The organism is Thermoanaerobaculia bacterium, from assembly GCA_018057705.1.
GTDB lineage: Bacteria > Acidobacteriota > Thermoanaerobaculia > Multivoradales > JAGPDF01 > JAGPDF01.
The window spans coordinates 1-18,283 of sequence record JAGPDF010000049.1 but is presented as its reverse complement, the minus strand read 5'-3'; the positions used below and the strand labels follow the sequence as shown (position 1 = coordinate 18,283).

General features: G+C 70.6%; 12 protein-coding genes and 1 tRNA gene. 2 read left to right on the top strand and 11 right to left on the bottom strand.

The genetic code is table 11. The features are described 5' to 3' along the window. Positions 1-9 precede the first annotated feature (9 nt). Positions 10-906 (top strand): alpha/beta hydrolase, encoded by an 897-nt coding sequence (locus tag KBI44_14505; GenBank protein MBP9145693.1) that lies wholly within the window; start codon positions 10-12, stop codon positions 904-906. Between the two features lie 46 nt (positions 907-952). Beyond that, positions 953-2,104 (top strand): sigma-70 family RNA polymerase sigma factor, encoded by a 1,152-nt coding sequence (locus tag KBI44_14500; GenBank protein ID MBP9145692.1) that lies wholly within the window; start codon positions 953-955, stop codon positions 2,102-2,104. Between the two features lie 25 nt (positions 2,105-2,129). Here the strand turns inward: KBI44_14500 and KBI44_14495 are convergent, their stop codons facing one another. From KBI44_14495 to rpsU, 11 genes are all read right to left on the bottom strand, one after another. Then, a complete protein-coding gene (locus tag KBI44_14495; protein MBP9145691.1) occupies positions 2,130-2,750 on the bottom strand; it encodes a hypothetical protein in 621 nt (206 codons plus the stop codon). 325 nt (positions 2,751-3,075) lie between these two features. Further along, entirely contained in the window at positions 3,076-3,873 is a 798-nt protein-coding gene (locus KBI44_14490) for a helix-turn-helix transcriptional regulator (protein ID MBP9145690.1), read from the bottom strand. A gap of 40 nt (positions 3,874-3,913) precedes the next feature. Further along, positions 3,914-3,988, bottom strand: a tRNA-Asn gene (locus tag KBI44_14485). A 116-nt stretch (positions 3,989-4,104) separates the two neighbouring features. After that, positions 4,105-5,805, bottom strand: coding sequence for an RNA polymerase sigma factor RpoD (rpoD, locus tag KBI44_14480; protein MBP9145689.1), 1,701 nt, complete (start codon positions 5,803-5,805; stop codon positions 4,105-4,107). Positions 5,806-5,875: 70 nt separating this feature from the next. Continuing rightward, positions 5,876-7,681, bottom strand: coding sequence for a DNA primase (dnaG, locus tag KBI44_14475; GenBank protein MBP9145688.1), 1,806 nt, complete (start codon positions 7,679-7,681; stop codon positions 5,876-5,878). Positions 7,682-7,750: 69 nt separating this feature from the next. Then, a complete protein-coding gene (locus KBI44_14470; GenBank protein MBP9145687.1) occupies positions 7,751-10,240 on the bottom strand; it encodes a serine/threonine protein kinase in 2,490 nt (829 codons plus the stop codon). Further along, positions 10,237-13,131, bottom strand: a complete 2,895-nt coding sequence (locus KBI44_14465; GenBank protein ID MBP9145686.1) for a serine/threonine protein kinase — start codon at positions 13,129-13,131, stop codon at positions 10,237-10,239. Before KBI44_14465 ends, KBI44_14470 begins: the two co-directional genes overlap by 4 nt. Beyond that, complete coding sequence (locus tag KBI44_14460; GenBank protein ID MBP9145685.1) at positions 13,128-13,718, bottom strand: sigma-70 family RNA polymerase sigma factor; 591 nt, start codon at positions 13,716-13,718, stop codon at positions 13,128-13,130. Before KBI44_14460 ends, KBI44_14465 begins: the two co-directional genes overlap by 4 nt. A gap of 141 nt (positions 13,719-13,859) precedes the next feature. After that, positions 13,860-15,074, bottom strand: a complete 1,215-nt coding sequence (locus KBI44_14455) for a peptidoglycan DD-metalloendopeptidase family protein (protein ID MBP9145684.1) — start codon at positions 15,072-15,074, stop codon at positions 13,860-13,862. Positions 15,075-15,156: 82 nt separating this feature from the next. After that, positions 15,157-17,616, bottom strand: coding sequence for a Smr/MutS family protein (locus tag KBI44_14450; protein ID MBP9145683.1), 2,460 nt, complete (start codon positions 17,614-17,616; stop codon positions 15,157-15,159). A gap of 93 nt (positions 17,617-17,709) precedes the next feature. Further along, positions 17,710-17,916 carry a 30S ribosomal protein S21 gene (gene rpsU, locus KBI44_14445; GenBank protein ID MBP9145682.1) on the bottom strand — a complete coding sequence of 69 codons (207 nt, stop codon included), beginning with the start codon at positions 17,914-17,916 and terminating at the stop codon, positions 17,710-17,712. Positions 17,917-18,283 lie beyond the last annotated feature (367 nt).

The following is an 18,283-nucleotide window of genomic DNA, read 5'->3' as shown; positions in this document are numbered from 1 at the left end:
GACACACCCATGTCCTGTACCTCGACCCTCAAGTCCGTTGCTGCTCTCGCCCTGGCGTTCGCCCTTGCCGCCAGCGCCGGCGCCCAGTCCTCCCACCCCTCTTTCGATGTTCAGGTCACGGGGACAGGCCCGGCGATCGTCCTCATCCCGGGCCTACTGTCCTCGGGAGAGGTCTGGGACACGACGGTCGCGCGCTACAAGGACCGCTACACGTTGCACGTGCTGACGCTCGCCGGCTTCGGCGGGCCGGCCCCTGTCGGCGCTCCGTTCCTTCCCCGGGTGCGGGAGGAGCTGATCGGCTACATTCGAGCCGCAGGACTCGACAGGCCGATCGTCGCCGGGCATAGCCTCGGCGGCTTCCTGTCCTTCTGGATCGCCGCCACGGCGCCCGAGCTCGTCGGCGGCGTCGTAGCGGTCGACGGTGTGCCGTTTCTGCCCGCGCTCATGAACCCCGCGGCCACCGCTGACGACGCGAAGGTCCAGGGCGAGCAGATCCGGACGATGTATGCCGCGTTCACCACCGACCAGCTCGTGAGCCAGAGTCGTATGGCGCTCGCCACGATGATCACGGCGCCGGGCGACGTCGAGCGTGCGCTCGCGTGGGCCCGCCAGTCGGATCCGGCCACCGCCGGCATCGCCGTCGCCGAGTTGATGTCGACCGACCTGCGGCGGGACGTCGCCGCGATCACCGCCCCGACGCTGCTCATCGGCGCCTCGGGCGCCGCTCCGGACACGATGCAGCCGGCGTTCCAGAAAGCCTACGAGCTCCAGCTCGCGGCGGCACCCAAGGCCCGTGTCATCATGGCGACGAAAGCCCGCCACTTCATCATGTTCGACGATCCCGCGTTCCTCTTCGCCGCACTGGACGAATTCCTCGCCGGGTCTGCCGCCGGACCGAGGCGTTGACGGCGGGCTCGATCGCCCTGACCCTGGCGCCCCATCGGCAATGACCATGGACCCGCTCACTCTCGCTCTCGCTGCCCACGTCCCGGCCGCCGCGCGCGGCGACCGCGATGCGTTCGCCCACCTCGTGGACGGCACGCGCTCGGTCGTCGGCTCGATCGCGCTCGCCATCGTGCGCGACGCCGAGCTCGCCCGCGACGTCGCGCAGGAGGTCTTCCTCGCGGCCTGGCGCGACCTCAGGAGCCTCCGCGATCCGCACAGCCTGCTTCCCTGGCTGCGGCAGATGACCCGGCACCGCGCGTACCACGTGTTGCGGACCGAACGGCGGCGCGCCCGGCGGGTGACCACGCAGGACACCGAACAGCTCCTGGCGATGGCGCTCGACCCCCGTCCGCATGCCGGTGCTGCGATGCTCGCCGACGAGGAACGCCAGCTGTTCGAGGCGGTCTTCGACGAGCTACCGGACGCGGCGCGCGAGGTGGTGACGCTCTACTATCGCGAGGGCGAGTCGACGGCCCATGTCGCGGATCTCCTCGGCCTCTCCGAAGCGAACGTCCGCCAGCGCCTGACGCGCGCCCGCACGAAGCTCCGCGGCTCGCTGCTCGAGCGCTTCGGATCGGCGGCCCGGCGGACTGCGCCGGACGCCACGCTGACGACCGCGGTGCTCACGGCGCTCGCCGTGGGCGCACCGACCCTCGCTTCGGCGACGACGCTTCCGACGGCTTCGACCGCAACTGCCTCCGGACTCGTGCCGGCACTCTTCGCGAAGCTGCTGGCGATCGGCGGCGGCGCGCTGCTTGGGGCTGCGGGTGGCATCGCCGGGGTGCTGTTCGGAACGCGGCAGCTGAAACGCCAGGCGCGCTTCCCCGAGGAGCTGCACGCCTTGCGCAGGTTCGAGAGAACGAGCGTGGGACTCGTCCTCGTCGCTGCGGCGATATTTCCGATCTCGTGGCAGCTGACGCACCAGCCCTGGTCGCAGGTCGCGACGTTCGCGGCGTTCCTCGCCGGCCTCGGGGGCCTTCACCTCCTCTGGCTGCCGCGCATCCTGCGTGCCAGGAGAGAGCTCGAAGCCGCAGAGGATCCCGTCCGGGCAGCCCGGGCGCGCGCCCGCGAGAGGCGGCTGGCGGTGCTCGGCTGGACGCTCGGCATCCTGTCGGGCACCGCGGGTCTCGTCGCCGGCCTGCTGCTCAGCGCGAGGTGAGCCGCACCGGTCCGCAGGCTCTGCCCTACGGAGCGCTCCGAGTGAGGTTCATCTCGAAGAACTTCGTCCAGGTCGTGCCGTCGGTCGACATCTCGCCAATCTCGCTCCAGCGGTCGGCGACGCTCCAGTCGACGACGTAGCGGATCTGCCGTCCAGGAGGGGCCGGCGGCGCCCAGACGAACTTGCCGTTCTCCCAGTTGCCGCGCGCGTCCGCGGCGCGGCCGTCGGCGAGGAAGGTGGAGAAGCGGTAGCCGCCGGCGGGATCCGCCGAAGCGATGGCAAGAGCGTGATGCACCACCTTCCCTGCAGAGCCGTCCGCCAGCTTCTCGTGATGCAGCCCCTCGATCACCAGCACGAGACCGTCGAGGCGCATCTCGACCGTCTCCTCGCTCACCGCGCGCGCCGGCTCGCCGGGCCCCATCTGCATCCAGCCTTCGCCGCGCCACTTCCCGACGGCGGGCAGGAACGGCTTCATCGCCGCGCGCAACTTCGCGGCGTCTGGCGCCGGCGGACGTCCGGGCTGAGCGGTCGCCGGAGGAGCGGGCGGCGGCGTGCTGCCGGGCGCTTGCGCCAGAAGCGGGACGCCCGCAGCCAGGCTTGCGAGAGCGAACAGGGCGGAAAGGCGAGCCGTGCGAAGCGTGGACATGGCCGTTCTCCTTGAGTTGGCCAGACTCTAGTCGCTGTTTCCGCTGCTGTCTTGAATGAATCGGCCAGTTCTGGGCGGTCGGGCCTACAGTGGTGGGGGCACCCGGCCACTCGAGAATCCAGGGCGGGCTCCTATTTGAAGCGTGGTCGCCCACCCTGGATTCTCGAGCGCCCGAGCGCCCCTGCGATGCAGGGAGCTTCTCTCCCAAGATTCGGGGACACATTGCGGCCGCTCGAATGCTCAGTCGACCAACGTGCGCCGCAGCCGCTATGTGTCCCCGGATCCGCAGCGAAGGAGTCCAGATAGGACCCTGAGCGGGGAATCGCTAGGTCGGCTGGAGGTCGCGGTGGGCGATGCGCGCGAACTGGCGGGCGAAAGCCGTCGGCGGGAGGCCCAGGAGGTGGCGGAACTCGCGCACCAGATGCGCCTGATCGGCGAAGCCGTGCGCCGCGGCGAGCTCTGCCCAGCGCGCGGTCTCTGGGCTCGACGGGTCAAGCGCGGCGAGGGCGCATCGACGCAGACGCCAGATGCGCGCCAGCTCCTTGGGGGACACTCCAACCGCAGCGGTGAAACGGCGGCGGAACTGTCTCGGCGAGAGCCCGAGCTCCCGGGCGAGTAAAGCGATGCGCAACTCGCCACCCGTGGCGATGATTCGTCGGGCGGCAAAGTTCACCGCGACATCGAGCGGGCGCGCTGCCGGCAGGAGCGCCCGCAGCGCCCGGTCGAGGGGCGTCGGGTCGACGGCGGCGTCTGCGGCGCCAGCGCTCGCGGCCCAAAGCTCTGCGGTGAGCCCGGTCGTCCAGGCCAGTGCAGGGAGCTGCCCGGCAGGAATCGACCGGTTGCGCAGCTCCGCCGGCCGGATCGGCAGCAGGGCTCCCGCCGCGCCGGGCCAGAAGCGCACGCCGAAATAGGCGTCGCCGGCGACAACCGGCGGCGTAAGCGGTTCGGTCCACGGGCCCACCAGAACGGCCATCGGACTGTGGCGTCGGAAAGCGAGGCTGATGCAGCCGTCGGGCGGCACCCAGTGCTCGACCGGGCCGGCTTCGGGATCGACCGTGAACGACCAGAGGCTCGCGACGTAAGGCTCGAGCGCCGCCGCCGGCTCGTACTCGGCGTAGGTCATTGGAGACTTCGGTGAGGCAGGAGGGGTCACGGAGGGAAGATGGCTCCTGGGGAGGGACTTGAACCCCCGACCAATCGGTTAACAGCCGATCGCTCTACCACTGAGCTACCCAGGAATGTTGCGGTCCGCGCCCGGCGGGCGCGGAAAGGGAATCGTAACGCAGGCCGGGGACGCGATCAAGATCGTGCCGGCGGAGAGGCGACACGATCGAGATCGTGTCCCCAGCCTCCCCTACAGCCCGGTGTCCAGAAACGGCTTCAACTTGCCGGCGCGCGACGGGTGCCGGAGCTTGCGGAGCGCCTTCGACTCGATCTGGCGGATCCTCTCGCGGGTGACGTTGTGGATCCGGCCGACCTCTTCGAGGGTGTGTTCGGTGCCGTCGGCGAGGCCGAAACGCTTGGCGAGCACCTCTTCCTCGCGCGGCGTCAGCGTCTTCATGACGCGCTGCACCTCTTCGCGGCGGGAGGTCGAGATCACCGAGTCGATCGGCGAGACCGCCGTCTTGTCCTCGATGAAATCTCCAAGATGCGAATCCTCTTCTTCCCCGATGGGCGTTTCGAGAGAGATCGGCTCCTGCGCGATCTTCATGATCTTCCGGACCTTGTACGCCGGCAGGTCCATGCGCTGGCCGATCTCCTCGGCCGAGGGCTCGCGGCCGAGCTCCTGCACCAGTGAACGGGAGGTGCGGGTGAGCTTGTTGATCGTCTCGATCATGTGCACCGGGATGCGGATGGTGCGCGCCTGGTCGGCGATGGCGCGGGTGATCGCCTGGCGGATCCACCAGGTGGCATAGGTCGAGAACTTGTAGCCGCGGCGGTACTCGAACTTCTCGACCGCCTTCATGAGGCCGATGTTCCCCTCCTGGATGAGGTCGAGGAACTGCAGACCGCGGTTGGTGTACTTCTTGGCGATCGACACGACGAGCCGGAGGTTCGCGACGATGAGCTCTTCCTTCGCCCGCTCGCACATCGCCTCGCCTTCACGGATCTTCTTGATCGTCGTCGCCACCATGAGGTGGGTCGTGCCGTAGCGCTCCTCGATCTCGACCGTGCGCAGCTTGTACTTCTCGATGCGCCGCTTCTGCAGGTCGCGGAGCTCCTTGTTCGACTCCTTCTCGTAGGCGGTCCTGGCGCGGCGGACATCCTGCTCCAGCGCCGAGAACTGCCGGTCGAGGTTCTTCAGGTAGTCGACGAGACGGTTGCGCGTCTGCAACGAGAAGTCGATCGAGCGGATCTCCTGCGCGATCTTGCCGACCACGCGATCCACTTCGCGCGCGAACTCCTGGTAGCGCGCGCCGCCCTCCTTGTACTTCGTCTGCTGGCGCTTGAGCTTCTGCACTTCGCGGTCGAGCTTGGCGATCTGGTCGAAGATGCGGAGATTGCGCTTGATGCGGTCCGCCGCCTTGGGGTCGAGCGGCTCTTCCGGGTCGTTCCCGGCGACGAGCTCGCGCAGCACCTTCTTGTCCTTCTGAGCGAGCTCGTTCAGGCGCAGGAGCTCGCGCAGAACGAGCGGGTTCTCGCACAGCGCCTCGTAGATCAGCCACTCGCCCTGCTCGATGCGCTGGGCGATCTCGACTTCACCTTCGCGATCGAGGAGAGGGACCGTGCCCATCTCGCGCAGGTACATGCGCACCGGGTCGTTGGTCTTCTCGTGCTCGTCGACCGCGTAGACTTCGTGCTCCTCGCTCTCCTTCTTGTCGAAGTCGATCGGCGCCGCCTCGATCTCCTCGCGGTTGGCGTAGCGCTCCGGCCGGTCGAGGACGAAGATCTTGAGCTCTTCGAACCGGCGGTAGATGGCGTCGACTTCCGCCGGGAGCCCGATGACTTCGTCGGGAAGCACTTCGTAGATCTCGTCGTAGAGCAGATAGTGCTTCTGCCTGCCGAGCTCGATCAGCTGCTTGACCGAAGTGTACTTGTCTTCGATATGAACGATTTTCAGTCGCGCCACGCGGGAACCCTCGAAACGCTCGACAAAAATGAAAGCGCCGAGCTCTCAGCTCGCGCTACTCGGCAGAAAAGGGCGCAGCGGAGTACCGCCTCCGCTTGATCGCCTCCAACTCGTTGAGGATCTCTTCAATCCTGTGCTGGTCACCCGAGAGTTCGATCCGCCGCAATTCGCGATTCAGATCAGCCCGCTGACGATCGAGCCAGCGCTCCCACAGCCCCTTGAGGTGCATCTCGGGGGCGGGCTCGCCAACCGAATCGACCGATTCTAGCAAAAGCATTGAAGCCCTGTCACTTATGCCGTCCCCGTCGGAAAGGCGCCGGCGCAGATCGGCCGTTCCCGGCAACTTCCCGGCCTCACGGTAGAGAGCAAGAAAGAGGGCGTAGATATTCCGCAACTGTGGGTCGTCGAAGGCCTCTTCCGGGGGCAGGGCCTCCTGGCTGGGCGCCGGGCGCCGGGCGTCGCCGATCCAGAGCAGGCAGCGCAGGAGGGCCTCCTCCGCCCCGCGGCCCGGCGACGGCCCGGCTCCCTCGGACGGGGTGGCGAAGGCCTCGGCGAGCGGCTTCGGCCCGACCCCCAGCCGCTGCAGGAGGAGGTGGGGCGGCAGCCCCAGGCGCTCGGCGGCGATCCGGCCGTAGCTGTAACGCAGGACCGTGTCCTTGACCGGGGCGAGGAGCGCCGTGACCTCCTTGGCGGCACGCGCCCGGCCGTGCGGGTTGCGGTGGGCGTCGGACGGCACCAGCCGGTCGAGCTCGAGCAGGATCAGGTCCTCGGCCCCGGCAACCGCTGCCGCGAGCGCAGCCTCCCCCTTGGCGAGCCGCAGAGAGTCGGGATCCTCCCCTTCGGCGAACCGGACCCGGCGCACCGCGAGCCCTTCGGCCAGGAGGATCGGCAGGGCACGGCGGGCGGCCGCCTCGCCGGCGGTGTCACCGTCGTAGGCGACGATGACCTCTTCCGCGTGGCGCGCCAGGAGCTTCGCCTGCTCCGGGGTCAGCGCCGTGCCCATGCTCGCCACGGCGCCCTCGACCCCCGCGGCGACAGCGGCCAGCTGATCGAAGTAGCCCTCGACGAGCAGCGCCTTGCCGCTCTCGCGCATCGCGCGCTTGGCGCTGTCGAGGCCGAAGAGGATCGAGCCCTTGTGGAAGCGGTCGGTCTCGGCGGTGTTCACGTACTTCGCCTTGTCGTCGCCCAGCGTCCGGCCGCCGAAGCCCACCAGGCGCCCGGTGCCGTTCTTGATCGGGAAGATCAGGCGGTTGCGGAAACGGTCGTAGGGCTCGCCGCCGCCCTCCGGTCGCCCCACCAGACCGGCGTCGAGGAGATCCGCCATGGCGATCTTCGGGTGCAGCGCCTGGGTCAGGTTCCGCCAGCCGTCCGGGGCGTAGCCGAGGCGGTAACGGGTCACGAGCTCCTCTGGGATCCGGCGCTCGCGCAGGTAGCGCTGGGCGGCCGCATCCCGGGCCAGGGCGGCGGTGAAGAACTCCGCCGCCGCCTCGAGCACGGCCTCGAGATCGCGCGGGGTTTCGGACTTCCCGCCGCCGCCCGGGCGGCGGGCGGCGGGCGCCGGGATCGGCACGGCGAAGCGGCGTGCCAGCGCCTCCATGGCGGTCGGGAAGTCGTCCCCCGTGAGCTCCATGTGGAGCTTGATCGCGTCGCCGCCCTTGCCACAGCCGAAGCAGTAGTAGAGCCCCTGATCCGGATCGAGCTGAAAGGAGGGCGTCTTCTCCTTGTGGAAGGGACAGAGCGCCTTCCACTTGCGGCCAACGCGCTGGAGCTTGGCGTGCGCCCCGGCGATCTCGAGAATGTCCACCGCCTCGCGCACCGCCTGCACGAACTGGGGGGTGAGCTGGAGGTTGGTGAGCGCCATCGGACCGGAAAGCCGGACGTCCGACTCTACGACAAGCGCGAGCGGCCGGGGTCGGCGGAGCGGCCCCGGTCAGTCGGCGACGCCGAGGCTTGCGGCGAGCTGCCGCAGCCCGTCGAGGGGGCCGGCGGCCTCCGCCCCCTTGGCGGACACGAGGGGCAAGAGCCGGCGAACTTCGGCGCGCGCCTCGGCCGGCCGGCCGGCCGCCTCGAGAGCGCGGGCGCGATTGATCTGCACGGAGTAGAAGAGGACGTGATCCGCCGGCAGCAGAGCCTGATGCTCGACGACCGCGGCCTCGAACTGCGCGAGCGCTGCGGCGGCCTTCCCCTGCTTGAGGAAGACGGAACCCAGCAGGGCGCGCGCCTGCGCAGCATGGAACCGGTCACGCCCTTCGCTGATCGCCAGGGTTTCGCGCGCCGCCGCCTCGGCCTCCGGGAGCCGGCCGAGCTCGAGGAGGATCCGGCAGAGCTGCCCAAGCGTGATCGCCGTTTCCGGATGCCCCTCGCCCAGGGCCTTGCGCCGGATGGCGAGGGCCTTGCGCGCCTCGATCTCGGCCTCGCTCAGGCGGCCGGCCTCGCGCAGCAGGCCGGCAAGATTGCTGTGCGGATAGGCGACCCGCGGATCGGCCGCCGGCAGGAGGGCGTCGAGGATCTCGGCGCTCGCCCAATAGGCCTGCTCCGCCTCCGCGCTGCGCCCGAGCTCGTTCAACACGACACCGAGATCGGAGAGCGAGAGCGCCGTGCGCACGTCGCGCTCGCCGAGCACGGCGCGATAGGTCGCCAGGCGGCGCTCGACGACCGGCAGCGCCCCCTGCGGTCCTTCGGCGCCGAACAGCAGCTCCATCAACGGCTCGCGGGCGTCGGCGGCGGTGAGGCTCGCGGGGCCCTCTTCGCGGTCGAGGACGGCGATCGCATGCTCCAGGCGCTCGCGCGCCGGCGCGAAGTCGCCCTGGTTCGCGAGCACCCAGCCGAGGGTCCACTCGCTGCGCGCCGTCTGCACCGACTCGTCGCCGAACAGCCGGCGATGCTCCGCGAAGGCGCGTTCGGCGAGGCTCTTCGCCTGTTCGAGCTCGCCCAGCTTGCGGTAGAGGCCGGCCAGAAGCTCGAGGAGCTCGGCGTGGAGCTCGGGCTCGGCTTCGAGCTCGGCGTCGATCCGCCGTGCGCCCTCGTCGAGGAGCGTCCGCGCCTCGACGGTCTCGCCACGCGCCCGCGCTGGATCGGCGGCCTCGAAGATCGACACCAGGAAGGCGCGCACCTGCTCGGCCCGCGACGCCTGGGCCTGCGCCACCAGCGCCGCCCGCTCGGCGCGCCGTGCCTGCCAGAGCGCGATCGAGAGGCCGGCGACCAGCGCCGCGACGACCAGTGCCGCGGCGACGACCGCCAGGCGATGGCGGGCCACGAATTTTCGCGTGCGATAGAGGCCGCTGTCGGGCCGCGCCCGCACCGGCCGCCCTTCGAGGTACCGGCGCAGGTCGTCGGCGAAGGCCGCGATCGAGCCGTAGCGGCGCGCCGGCTCGCGCGCGAGCGCCTTCACCACGATGGTGTCGAGATCGCCGGCCAGGGCGCGCGCGGCGCGGCCGTCCCCGGCCTCGGCGACCACCCGGCTCGGGCGGGTGAGGGTCTCGCGCTCGACCTCCTGTGCCAGTCCGACGTGCGAAGCCGTCGAGCGCTCGTGCGGCAACCGGCCGGTCAGCAGCTCGTAGAGCACGACGCCCAGCGAATAGACATCGGTCGACGTCGTCGCCGGCCGGCCCAGGATCTGCTCCGGCGCAGCGTAGGCCGGGGTCAGCGCGCGGTCTTCGAGGCGCGTCGACTCGCCACCCTCGGAGTCGGAAGCGAGGATCTTCGCGATCCCGAAGTCGAGCAGTTTCACCGCCCCTGTGGCGTCGACCAGCAGGTTCGAAGGCTTGAGGTCGCGGTGCACGACGAGGTTGCGATGCGCGAGATCGACCGCTTCGGCGACGGCGATCACCAGCCGCAGCCGCGTGACGAGATCGGCGCCCCGCGTCCGGCACCAGTCGACGATCGGTTCGCCGTCCACCTTTTCGAGCACCAGATAGGGCCTGCCGTCCGGTGCCAGGCCGCCGTCGAGGAGCCGCGCGATGTTCGGATGCTCGAGCCGCGCCAGGATCTGGCGCTCGCGCAGGAAGCGCCGCAGCACCTCGTCGGAATCCATGCCGCGCTTGAGCAACTTCAGGGCGACCCTCTGCTCGAACTGCCCGTCGGCGCGCTCGGACTCCCAGACCTCGCCCATACCGCCGCGGCCGAGCAGCGAACGCAGACGGTAGGGGCCGATGCGATCACCGCCCGCAGCGCCGCGCGGTTCGGCGGCCGCAAGCGCCTCACCGACCGCCTCCGGATCGAGCCCCGCCGCGCCCCCGGCGAGGAACTCTTCGCCGGCTGCGGCGTCGGCAGCGAGCAGCTCCGACACCACAGCGGCGAGGTCCGGATCGCGCGAAGCGAGTGCGGCGAGCGCCTCGGCGCGCGGCGCGGCGTCGAGCTCGGCGAGCTCCTCGAAGCGGGCTCGAGCGGTCGCGAAACGCCTGGGGTCGAGGCGTGTCATCTCGACGCCTCCGCGAGGTCGGCGAGGGTCGCCGATCGAACGAGCTCGCGCTCCAGCTCGAGCAGCCGGGGACTTCCCGGCAGGAGCGCGGCGCGGTAGAGCGCCAGGGCGGAGTCTGCTGCCGCGCGCGCCTCGCCGCCCCGCCCACTGCGGCCGGCGACCAAGGCCACCGCTCGCCGGGCTGCCGCTTCGCCGAGCCTGCGATACTCGCGCCCGGGCTCGTGGGCGGCGAGCTCCACCGCCTTCGCCGCCGAGGCAGCGGCCGCAGCGAGATCTCCCAGCGCAAGGTCGACCGCGCTCTGCAGCAGCGCGAGCCGCGCGCGGCGCGCCTGCGTGGCCGTCGCGCCGGCCACGCGCCCGGTGACCTCCGCCAGGCGATCGCGCGCTTGCGCAGCGGCGCCTCGGGCGAGGGCGATCTCGCACTCGAGCAGACCCGCTTCCACAAGCCATGGGCTCGACTCGCCGTAGCGCGCGAGAAGCAGCGGCTGGGCGCGGGCGAGCTGCTGCGCGGCGGCCTCGACCCGGCCCGTTTCGAGCAGCGCACGGGCGAGCAGCCACGCGACGATCCCGCCGCGGTCCTCGAGCAGACGCGCGTCGGTCGCCAGGTCGCGGTCGAGCGCGGTCGCATCGGCGAGCGCGGTCGCGAGATCGCCGGCGTGAAGCCGCGCCTGGGCGAAAGAGAAACGCGTCGACACTGTCAGCGTGTGGAGCGGTCCCAGCCGGGCCAGGCGATCTGCCAGAGCGCGCTCGAACAGCGGCAACGCCTCCACCGGGCGGTCGGTGGCATCGAGCAGGCGACCCAGGTCGTTTCCAGCCTCGAGGGTGAGCCGATGCTCTTTGCCGGCGAACTCCTCGAAGACCGCCATCGCGCGTCGAATGCTCTCTTCGGCGCCGGCGAACTGCTGCATCGCCACCTGGGCGCGCGACAACTGCTGGTAGCCGCCGGCGACGACCGTGCTCGAGATGCCGGGAGTGGCTTCGGCAACGTCGATGCCGGCGCGAAAGGCGCGCTGAGCGCCTTCCGGGTCGGGCCGCGATTCGAGCACGCGGCCCAGACCGTAGTGGGCGTTGGCCAACTCGCGCGTCGGTCCGTGCGGTGTGAGTACCGCGATCGCGGCCCGGAAGAGCTCTTCCGCCTTGCCGTCCGCGGAACCGGGATGGCTCCAATAGTTGTGGCCCAGGTTGTAGAGCAACCAACCCCGCTGCACCGAGGTCGTATCTCCGGCACCGTCGAGGATGGCGAGGGCGCGCTCGAAGTCGAGCCGCGCTTTGTCCGCCCCTCCGATCAGACTCTCCGCGATGCCGCGGCTCACCAGCACATCGGCGAGACGGGCGTCGGGTGCCCGAGTCTCGAACTCGGCGGCGAGCGCGGTCCACAACCGAACGGCATCCTCGTGCAGACCGAGATCGGCGAGGAGATCGGCGATCGTGCTCTGGAGCTCGGCGTGCACTTCGCGCTGCGCCGCGGTCGTGGGCGCGTTCTTCTCGAGCTCCACCACCGCGAGCTTCAGCAGCCCCTCGGCGGTCGTCTCGCGCGCCTTGGCGCCGTCGGGGTTGCGGACGCGGTTGACCTCGAAGAGTCCGAAAACGAACTTCTGGATGGCGGTCGCCTTGGCAGCCTCGAGCCGGGCGATCCGCGCCTGCCAAAGCGACACGGCGATGCCACCGATCAGCGCGACGAGCACCAGCGCCGCGGCGCCGACCACGACGCGATGCCGCCCGACGAACTTCCCGACGCGGTAGCCGAGGCGGTCAGGGCGAGCGAGCACCGGACGACCCTCGAGGTGACGTCGAAGGTCATCGGCCAGCGCGGCGGCGCCACCATAGCGCCGTCCGGGCTCCCGGGCGAGCGCCTTGAGCACGATCGTGTCCAGGTCGCCCGCGAGCTGACGCGCGTCGCCGCTCGCGGCGGCGATGCGGCTCGGGCGCACCAGCGTCTCGCGCTCGACCTCTTCGGCGAGAGCGAGGGCGGAACCGGTGTCGCGGCGATGCGGCAGCTGGCCGGCGAGCAGCTCATAGAGCACGACCCCGAGGGCGTAGACGTCGGTCGCGGTGGTCACCGGCTGACCGAGAATCTGCTCCGGGGCGGCGTACGCCGGAGTCAGCACGCGCTCTTCGAGGCGCGTGCGGTCGGCCTCGGACTCCTCCCCTCCGGTGAGGAGCTTCGCGATGCCGAAATCGAGCAGCTTCACCCGCCCGTCGGTGTCGACGAGAATGTTGGAGGGCTTGAGGTCGCGGTGCACGATGAGACTGCGGTGCGCAGCGTCGACCGCCTCGCAGACCGCGATCATGAGCCGCAGGCGCTCCGCCACCGGACTGTTCCGCCGCCGGCACCAATGCTGGATCGGTTCGCCGGCGACGCGTTCGAGCACGAGGTAGGGGCGGCCGTCCGCGGCGACGCCGCCGTCGAGCAACCGCGCGATGTTCGGATGCTCGAGCCGCGCGAGGATCTGCCGCTCGCGCAGGAAGCGGGTAAGAACCGCCGCCGAGTCCATGCCGCGTTTGAGGAGCTTGAGCGCCACGATCTGCTCGAACTGCCCGTCGGCGCGCTCCGCCTCCCAGACCTCTCCCATGCCGCCACGGCCGAGCAGCGCCCGCAGCCGGTAGGGCCCGACGAGCGTGCCTTCGAGGTGACCATCCGGCGCGTCCTCCACCGCTTCGCCCAGCGCTTCCTGCAGCAGGGAGGGAGCGAAGCCGGCCACCGCCCCGCCCAGGAAGCTCTCTCCGGCCGCCGAGTCGGCGGCAAGGAGGTCCTCGACGGCGAGGGCGAGCTCGGAGTCGATCGCGCGGAGCTCTGCGAGTCGCGAGAGGCGAACGGGCTTTTCGAGGTCGGCGAGCTCCTCGAAGTGCCGGCGCGCGGCAGCAAAACGCGCCGGGTCCGGGCGCTTCACGTCGAGATGCCCTGTGCTGCCAGGTCCTGGAAGAGAAAAGCCCGGGCGGTTCGCCAGCGGCGTTTCACGGTGCGGTCGGAGACGTCCAGGAGCCCGGCGATCTCGTCGATCGAGAGGCCGCCGAAGAAGCGCCACTCGACGAGCTGCGCGAGCTCGGGGTCGGCGCTCTCGAGGCGCGAGAGGGCTTCGTCCACCGCCAATAGGTCGGAGGCGCGCTCGGGAGAGGCGATCTGCTGCTCGTCGAGCTCCACCGCGACACGCGCGCCGCCACGCTTGACCCGGCCGCGCCGGCGCGCATGGTCGATCACCACGCTGCGCATGGCACGCGCCGCCAGGGCGTAGAAGTGGCGGCGGTTCTCGACCGACCACGAGGCCTGCTTCGAGAACTTGAGGTAGGCCTCGTGAACCAGCGCCGTGGTGCTCAGCGTGTCGGCCGACGAGGCGCCGCGCAACTGCCGCCGCGCGATGCTCCGCAATTCGGTGTAGACCGCTTCGAATAGGCGGTCGAAAGCTCCGCGATCGCCGTTCTCGACGGCGACCAGCAACGCCGTGATCTCGGGACCGCCCGGCACCTGCTCGGAGGACATGGCGCGGGATTGTAGCCCGCTAATCGCGGAGCGTCACAACCGTCGCGCCGCGGGCGCCTTGGTTGGCCGTGCCAGGGCGGGCGGCGACCCTGGCCCGAATACTTGCGCAGGAGCTCACGCCGGGCGACGCTCCCGGCCCTCTCAGGGCGCCGACGAGCTCCAGGCGGCGAGGTTCGCGTCTTCGAAGTCGTCGGCGAAGAGGGTGTCGATCCAGAACGCCCGCACGCGGGTGACGCCGTTGAGGGTGACGCGGAAAGTCCAGCGCCCCGCGATGCCGCCGGCGTTGAAAGGCTGCCAGACCCACCACCAGTGGCTGGCGTCGTAAGCCTCCGGTGTCGCGTGATCCCAGGAGCTGTAGATCGATCCGTCGGGGCGCCGCACTTCGAGATGCTTCGGATGCGCCGGGGTCTCGTCGCGCAGGTAGGGCACGAAATAGATCGTGTCGCCATCTTCGAACCGTCGTTTCTCGTTGGTCGTCTCGGTGGTGGGGCAGGTCGGGAAGACCGGCGCCGCCGAGCCGGTCGCGAGGTGGTTGATCGTCGGTTCGCGGTAAGGGCGTTGCACCTGCCAGAGGGAGCCGGGATTCAGAAAGTTGCACGCGCCGTCGAACGGATCGAGCACCGGTCCGTCACCCGCTCCTGCGTTGTGGACCTCGAAATGCAGGTGCGGGCCGGTCGAGCAGCCCGAGCTGCCGACGATACCGATCTTCTCGCCCGCAGCCACCGCGCCGCCGATCGGCTTGGTGGTCGTCGAGCCGCTCTTGAAGTGCAGATACCAGGTGCGGGAGCCGTCCGCATGTTGCAGAACGACGTAGTTCGGATCGTTCGTGGTGCAGGCGCAGCGGCGGTCGAAGTTGCCGTCGTCCTTCGCGATGATCGTGCCGGCCGCCGCAGCAAGAACGGCGACATGCGATTGGTCGACCCCGAGCCAGCCGTAAGGCCAGGTGAAGAGGTCGACGCCGTTGTGGCCGTTGTACGACCGCGCGCCGCAGTTGAAGTCGAGCCAGCCGGCGGCGCCGTCCTGATCGACGAAGTTCGAGATGCCGAAGGGCGAGAAGTAGCCGATACCCGAAGTCGTGATCGGCCAACCGAGGAGCGGTGCACCAAGCGGATCCGGGTCGGGCAGAAGGCCGATTTGCGAGAGCCAGGCGACGTTCGCCTCGACCTCTGCCGAGACTCGCTGGTAGAAGTCGTCCGAAATCTCGTCCGTGGGACCCGAGAATCCGCCGCCACCGCCTTCGCGAGGCTGCACTTGCGAGCGCGCTTCGCGCACCCCGGCGAAAAGCGCGAGCGCTGCGATCGTGGCGATCCCTACGCTGCTCGTCTTTGGAGATCGTCCGACGTGACCGATTCGCATGCTGATCCCCCTCCGGAATCGGAGGAGCCTAACCTAGTCGACGACGCCGACGATCTCGAGGGGTGCGGAAGGGGCCGGCGCTTCAGTCGCGGAGCGTCACGACGGTGGCGCCGTTGCCGCCTTCGTTGGGGGCGCCGGGGCGGGAGGCGACGACTGCCGCGTGCTTGCGCAGCCGTTCGCGCACGGCGTCGCGCAGGCGGCCCGAGCCGTGACCGTGGACGATCCGCACCTCGGCTCGGCCCGAGAGCATCGCCTGGTCGAGGAAGGCGTCCATCTCCTCGAGCGCCGGCTCGACGCGCTGCCCGATGAGATGGAGCTCCTGGGCGACCGGCGCCCGATCGACGTCGTCTCTTCCGGAAGAGCGGGAGACGCGCCCCTTCGCCGGCGGCTCAGCCGCCGCTTCGACGACGAGGTCGCCCGCCTGGAGACGCAGGCGCTTGCCGTTCGCCAGCACCTCGACCTTGTCGCCGGTGAGCTTCTCGACCACACCGCGCCAACCGAGCATCGCGTGACGCACCTGGGCGCCGACGCCCAGGGGCAAGTCGTGCGAGGCGCGCTCCTCGAAGTCGACCTGGGGAGCTTCGGCGAAGAGGCGCGAGGTTGCCTGCTGGGCAACGCTCTTCTTGCGGCCGGCCGCGAGCTCGGCGCGCATGCGCTCGGCCGCGCCGGCGAGCTCGCGGGCCACCCGTTCGCGGAACTCGGCGAGCTCGCGCCGGACGCGGGCGCCGAGGGTGCGTCTCTCGGCCTCGAGCGCGGCGCGCTCGCGCTCGAGCCGCTCGCCTGCGAGCGCGGCGTCGGCGCGCACGGCGCGCGTCGCTTCGGCTTCGAGAGCGAGCCGCTCGCGCGTCGCTTCGAGCTCGGCGAGAAGACGCCGGAGGTCGCGGTGCTCGTCGCCCAGAAGCGCCTCGGCGCGGGTGATCCACGCCGCCGGCAGATCCATGCGGCGGGCGAGAGCGAGCGCTTCGCTGCCGCCGGGCGAACCGGGTAGAAGACGAAACGTCGGCCTGCCGGAGGACGGCTCGAACTCCATCGCCGCGCAGGCCGCACCGGGAAGCTCGAGCGCCGCCGCCGCGAGACCGGTCAGATGCGTCGTGATGAGCGCCAGGCCGCCGCGCTCGACGAGCGTCTCGAGGAGCGCCACCGCGAGCGCCGTACCCTCCTCGGGGTCGGTTCCGGAACCGAGCTCGTCGAGCAGCGCCAGGCTCTCGGGCCCCGCCGCCCGGTAGGCTTCCGCCAGGCGCGCCAGGCGCCCGGAGAAGGTCGAGCGGTCGGCGAGCAGATCCTGCTCGTCGCCCACCGTGGCCACGAGGCTCGAAAAGTGCGGCACCTCGCTCGCGGCGGCAGCGGGGATCGGCAGGCCGGCCTGGGCGGCGAGCGCCAGGAGGCCGAGGGTCTTCAAGGCCACGGTCTTGCCGCCGGCGTTGGGACCGGTGATGACCAGCGCGCGACGCTCAGGCGTGAGCTCGATCGCGAGCGGCTCGACCGTGCCCTCGTGCCCGCGCGCGCCGAGCACCCGCTCGCGCCGCCGGGCGAGCCGCGGGTCGAGCAGCGGGTGGCGCGCCGCGACCAGCCGCAGGTAGCCCTGGGGAGCAAGCACCGGCAGATGGGCGTCGATCTCGCGCGCCAGACGCCGCGCCGCCTCGAGCGCGTCGAGCTCGCCCACCAGCCCGGCCATCTGGCGCACGAGCGGCGTCTCGGCGGCGAGATCGCGCAGCAGCTCGTAGAGCAGCCGCTGGCGTTCGCCCTCGAGCTCGTCGACGGCGCCCTGCAGGGTGTTGTTCTCTTCGACGACCTCGAGCGGCTCGAAGTAGAGACTCTTGCCGGTCGCCGACCGCCCGTGCACGAGGCCGGCGAGCTTGCCGCGGTTCCCGGCCTGCACCATGAGCATCAGGCGGCCGCCGCGCATCGGAATCGTCTCCTCGCCGATGAGCTCGCGGTGCGCGCCACCGATCGCCTCGAGACGGCCGTAGAGCCGCTCGCGGGCGCCCTGGACCTGACGGCGCAGCGCGGCGAGCCTCGGGCTGGCGTCGTCGCGCACCTCGCCCTTGCGATCGAGAATGCGGCCGATCTTCGCCACCAACGGACGCGGGTCGCCGAGATCCGCCACGGCGCGCGCCAGCTCGGTGCAGGGAGGGTCGGCCCGTGAGATTCTCGCCGCCGCCTCACCGCCGGCCGCGAGCAGGCCCGCGAGACGCAGAATCTCGCCGCCGGCGAGCGGCGGATCGCCGGAGGCCAGGCGCTCCACGAGCTCCGCCAGGCCCTCTCCGAGCCCGGGCACCAGCGGCGCTTCGACGGTGAGCCGTTCGCTCTCCTCGTAGCGCGCGCGGCGGCGCAGAAGCTCCGACGGCGCCAGCGCCGGCGCCAGATTCCGGAGCACTGCCGCGCCGAGATCGGTGCGCGCTTCCGAGGCGAAGAGCGCGAGAAGAGAATCGAACTCGAGCGCCAGGAGCGTTGCCGGCGCGGCGACGGCGGCACCTGAGACGACATTCGAGTCCGGGGATTCCGGGCGGAGATCCGGGCGGGGGGGGTTGGGGAGGTTCATCGCAGAAAAAACAGAAGCGGGGCCCGGGTCTCCCCGGCCCCGCCCGGTCGAGCGAAAGCGAGTTGCGTCAGATTGTGACTGGCCTCGTCGGGCCTAGAGGCCCATGCGACGCTCTTCCTGGACCTTGCGCAGCATCTTCTTCTTGGCCTGGATGGCTTTCCGCTTGCGCTTCACGGAGGGCTTCTCGAAGTGCTGACGCTTCTTCAGCTCGGTCAACACACCGGCCTTTTCGCACTTGCGCTTGAAACGTCGCAGCGCGTTCTCGAAGCTCTCTTCTTCACGTACGTGCACGATCGGCACTGCTCGCTCACCTCACTTTGGCTGCCAGCATCACGGCCTAAGGACCGCAGGCAGAAGGACTTGCGATTCTAGTCCCGCGACCGCGCAGCGGTCAAGAACCGGCGGCCGCGCCACCGCCTAAACCCTTTCCGAAGTTCACTTTGCGGCGCGTAGGCGGCTTGACGCGGGGGGCATCTGTCTCGATAATGTGAAGTTTCGAGCGGTTTGGACCCCTGAACGAGAGGTTGGAGGACTTCGGAATGGCCCTTCCTGATCATCTGGCGGATCTCGAGCGCAAGGTCTCCGCGCGCTTCAGCGAGGCCCTCGCCGAAATCCGACTCGAGATGCGGCGCGCGGTACAAGCGGAGGCCCAACGGGCGAGCTCCGC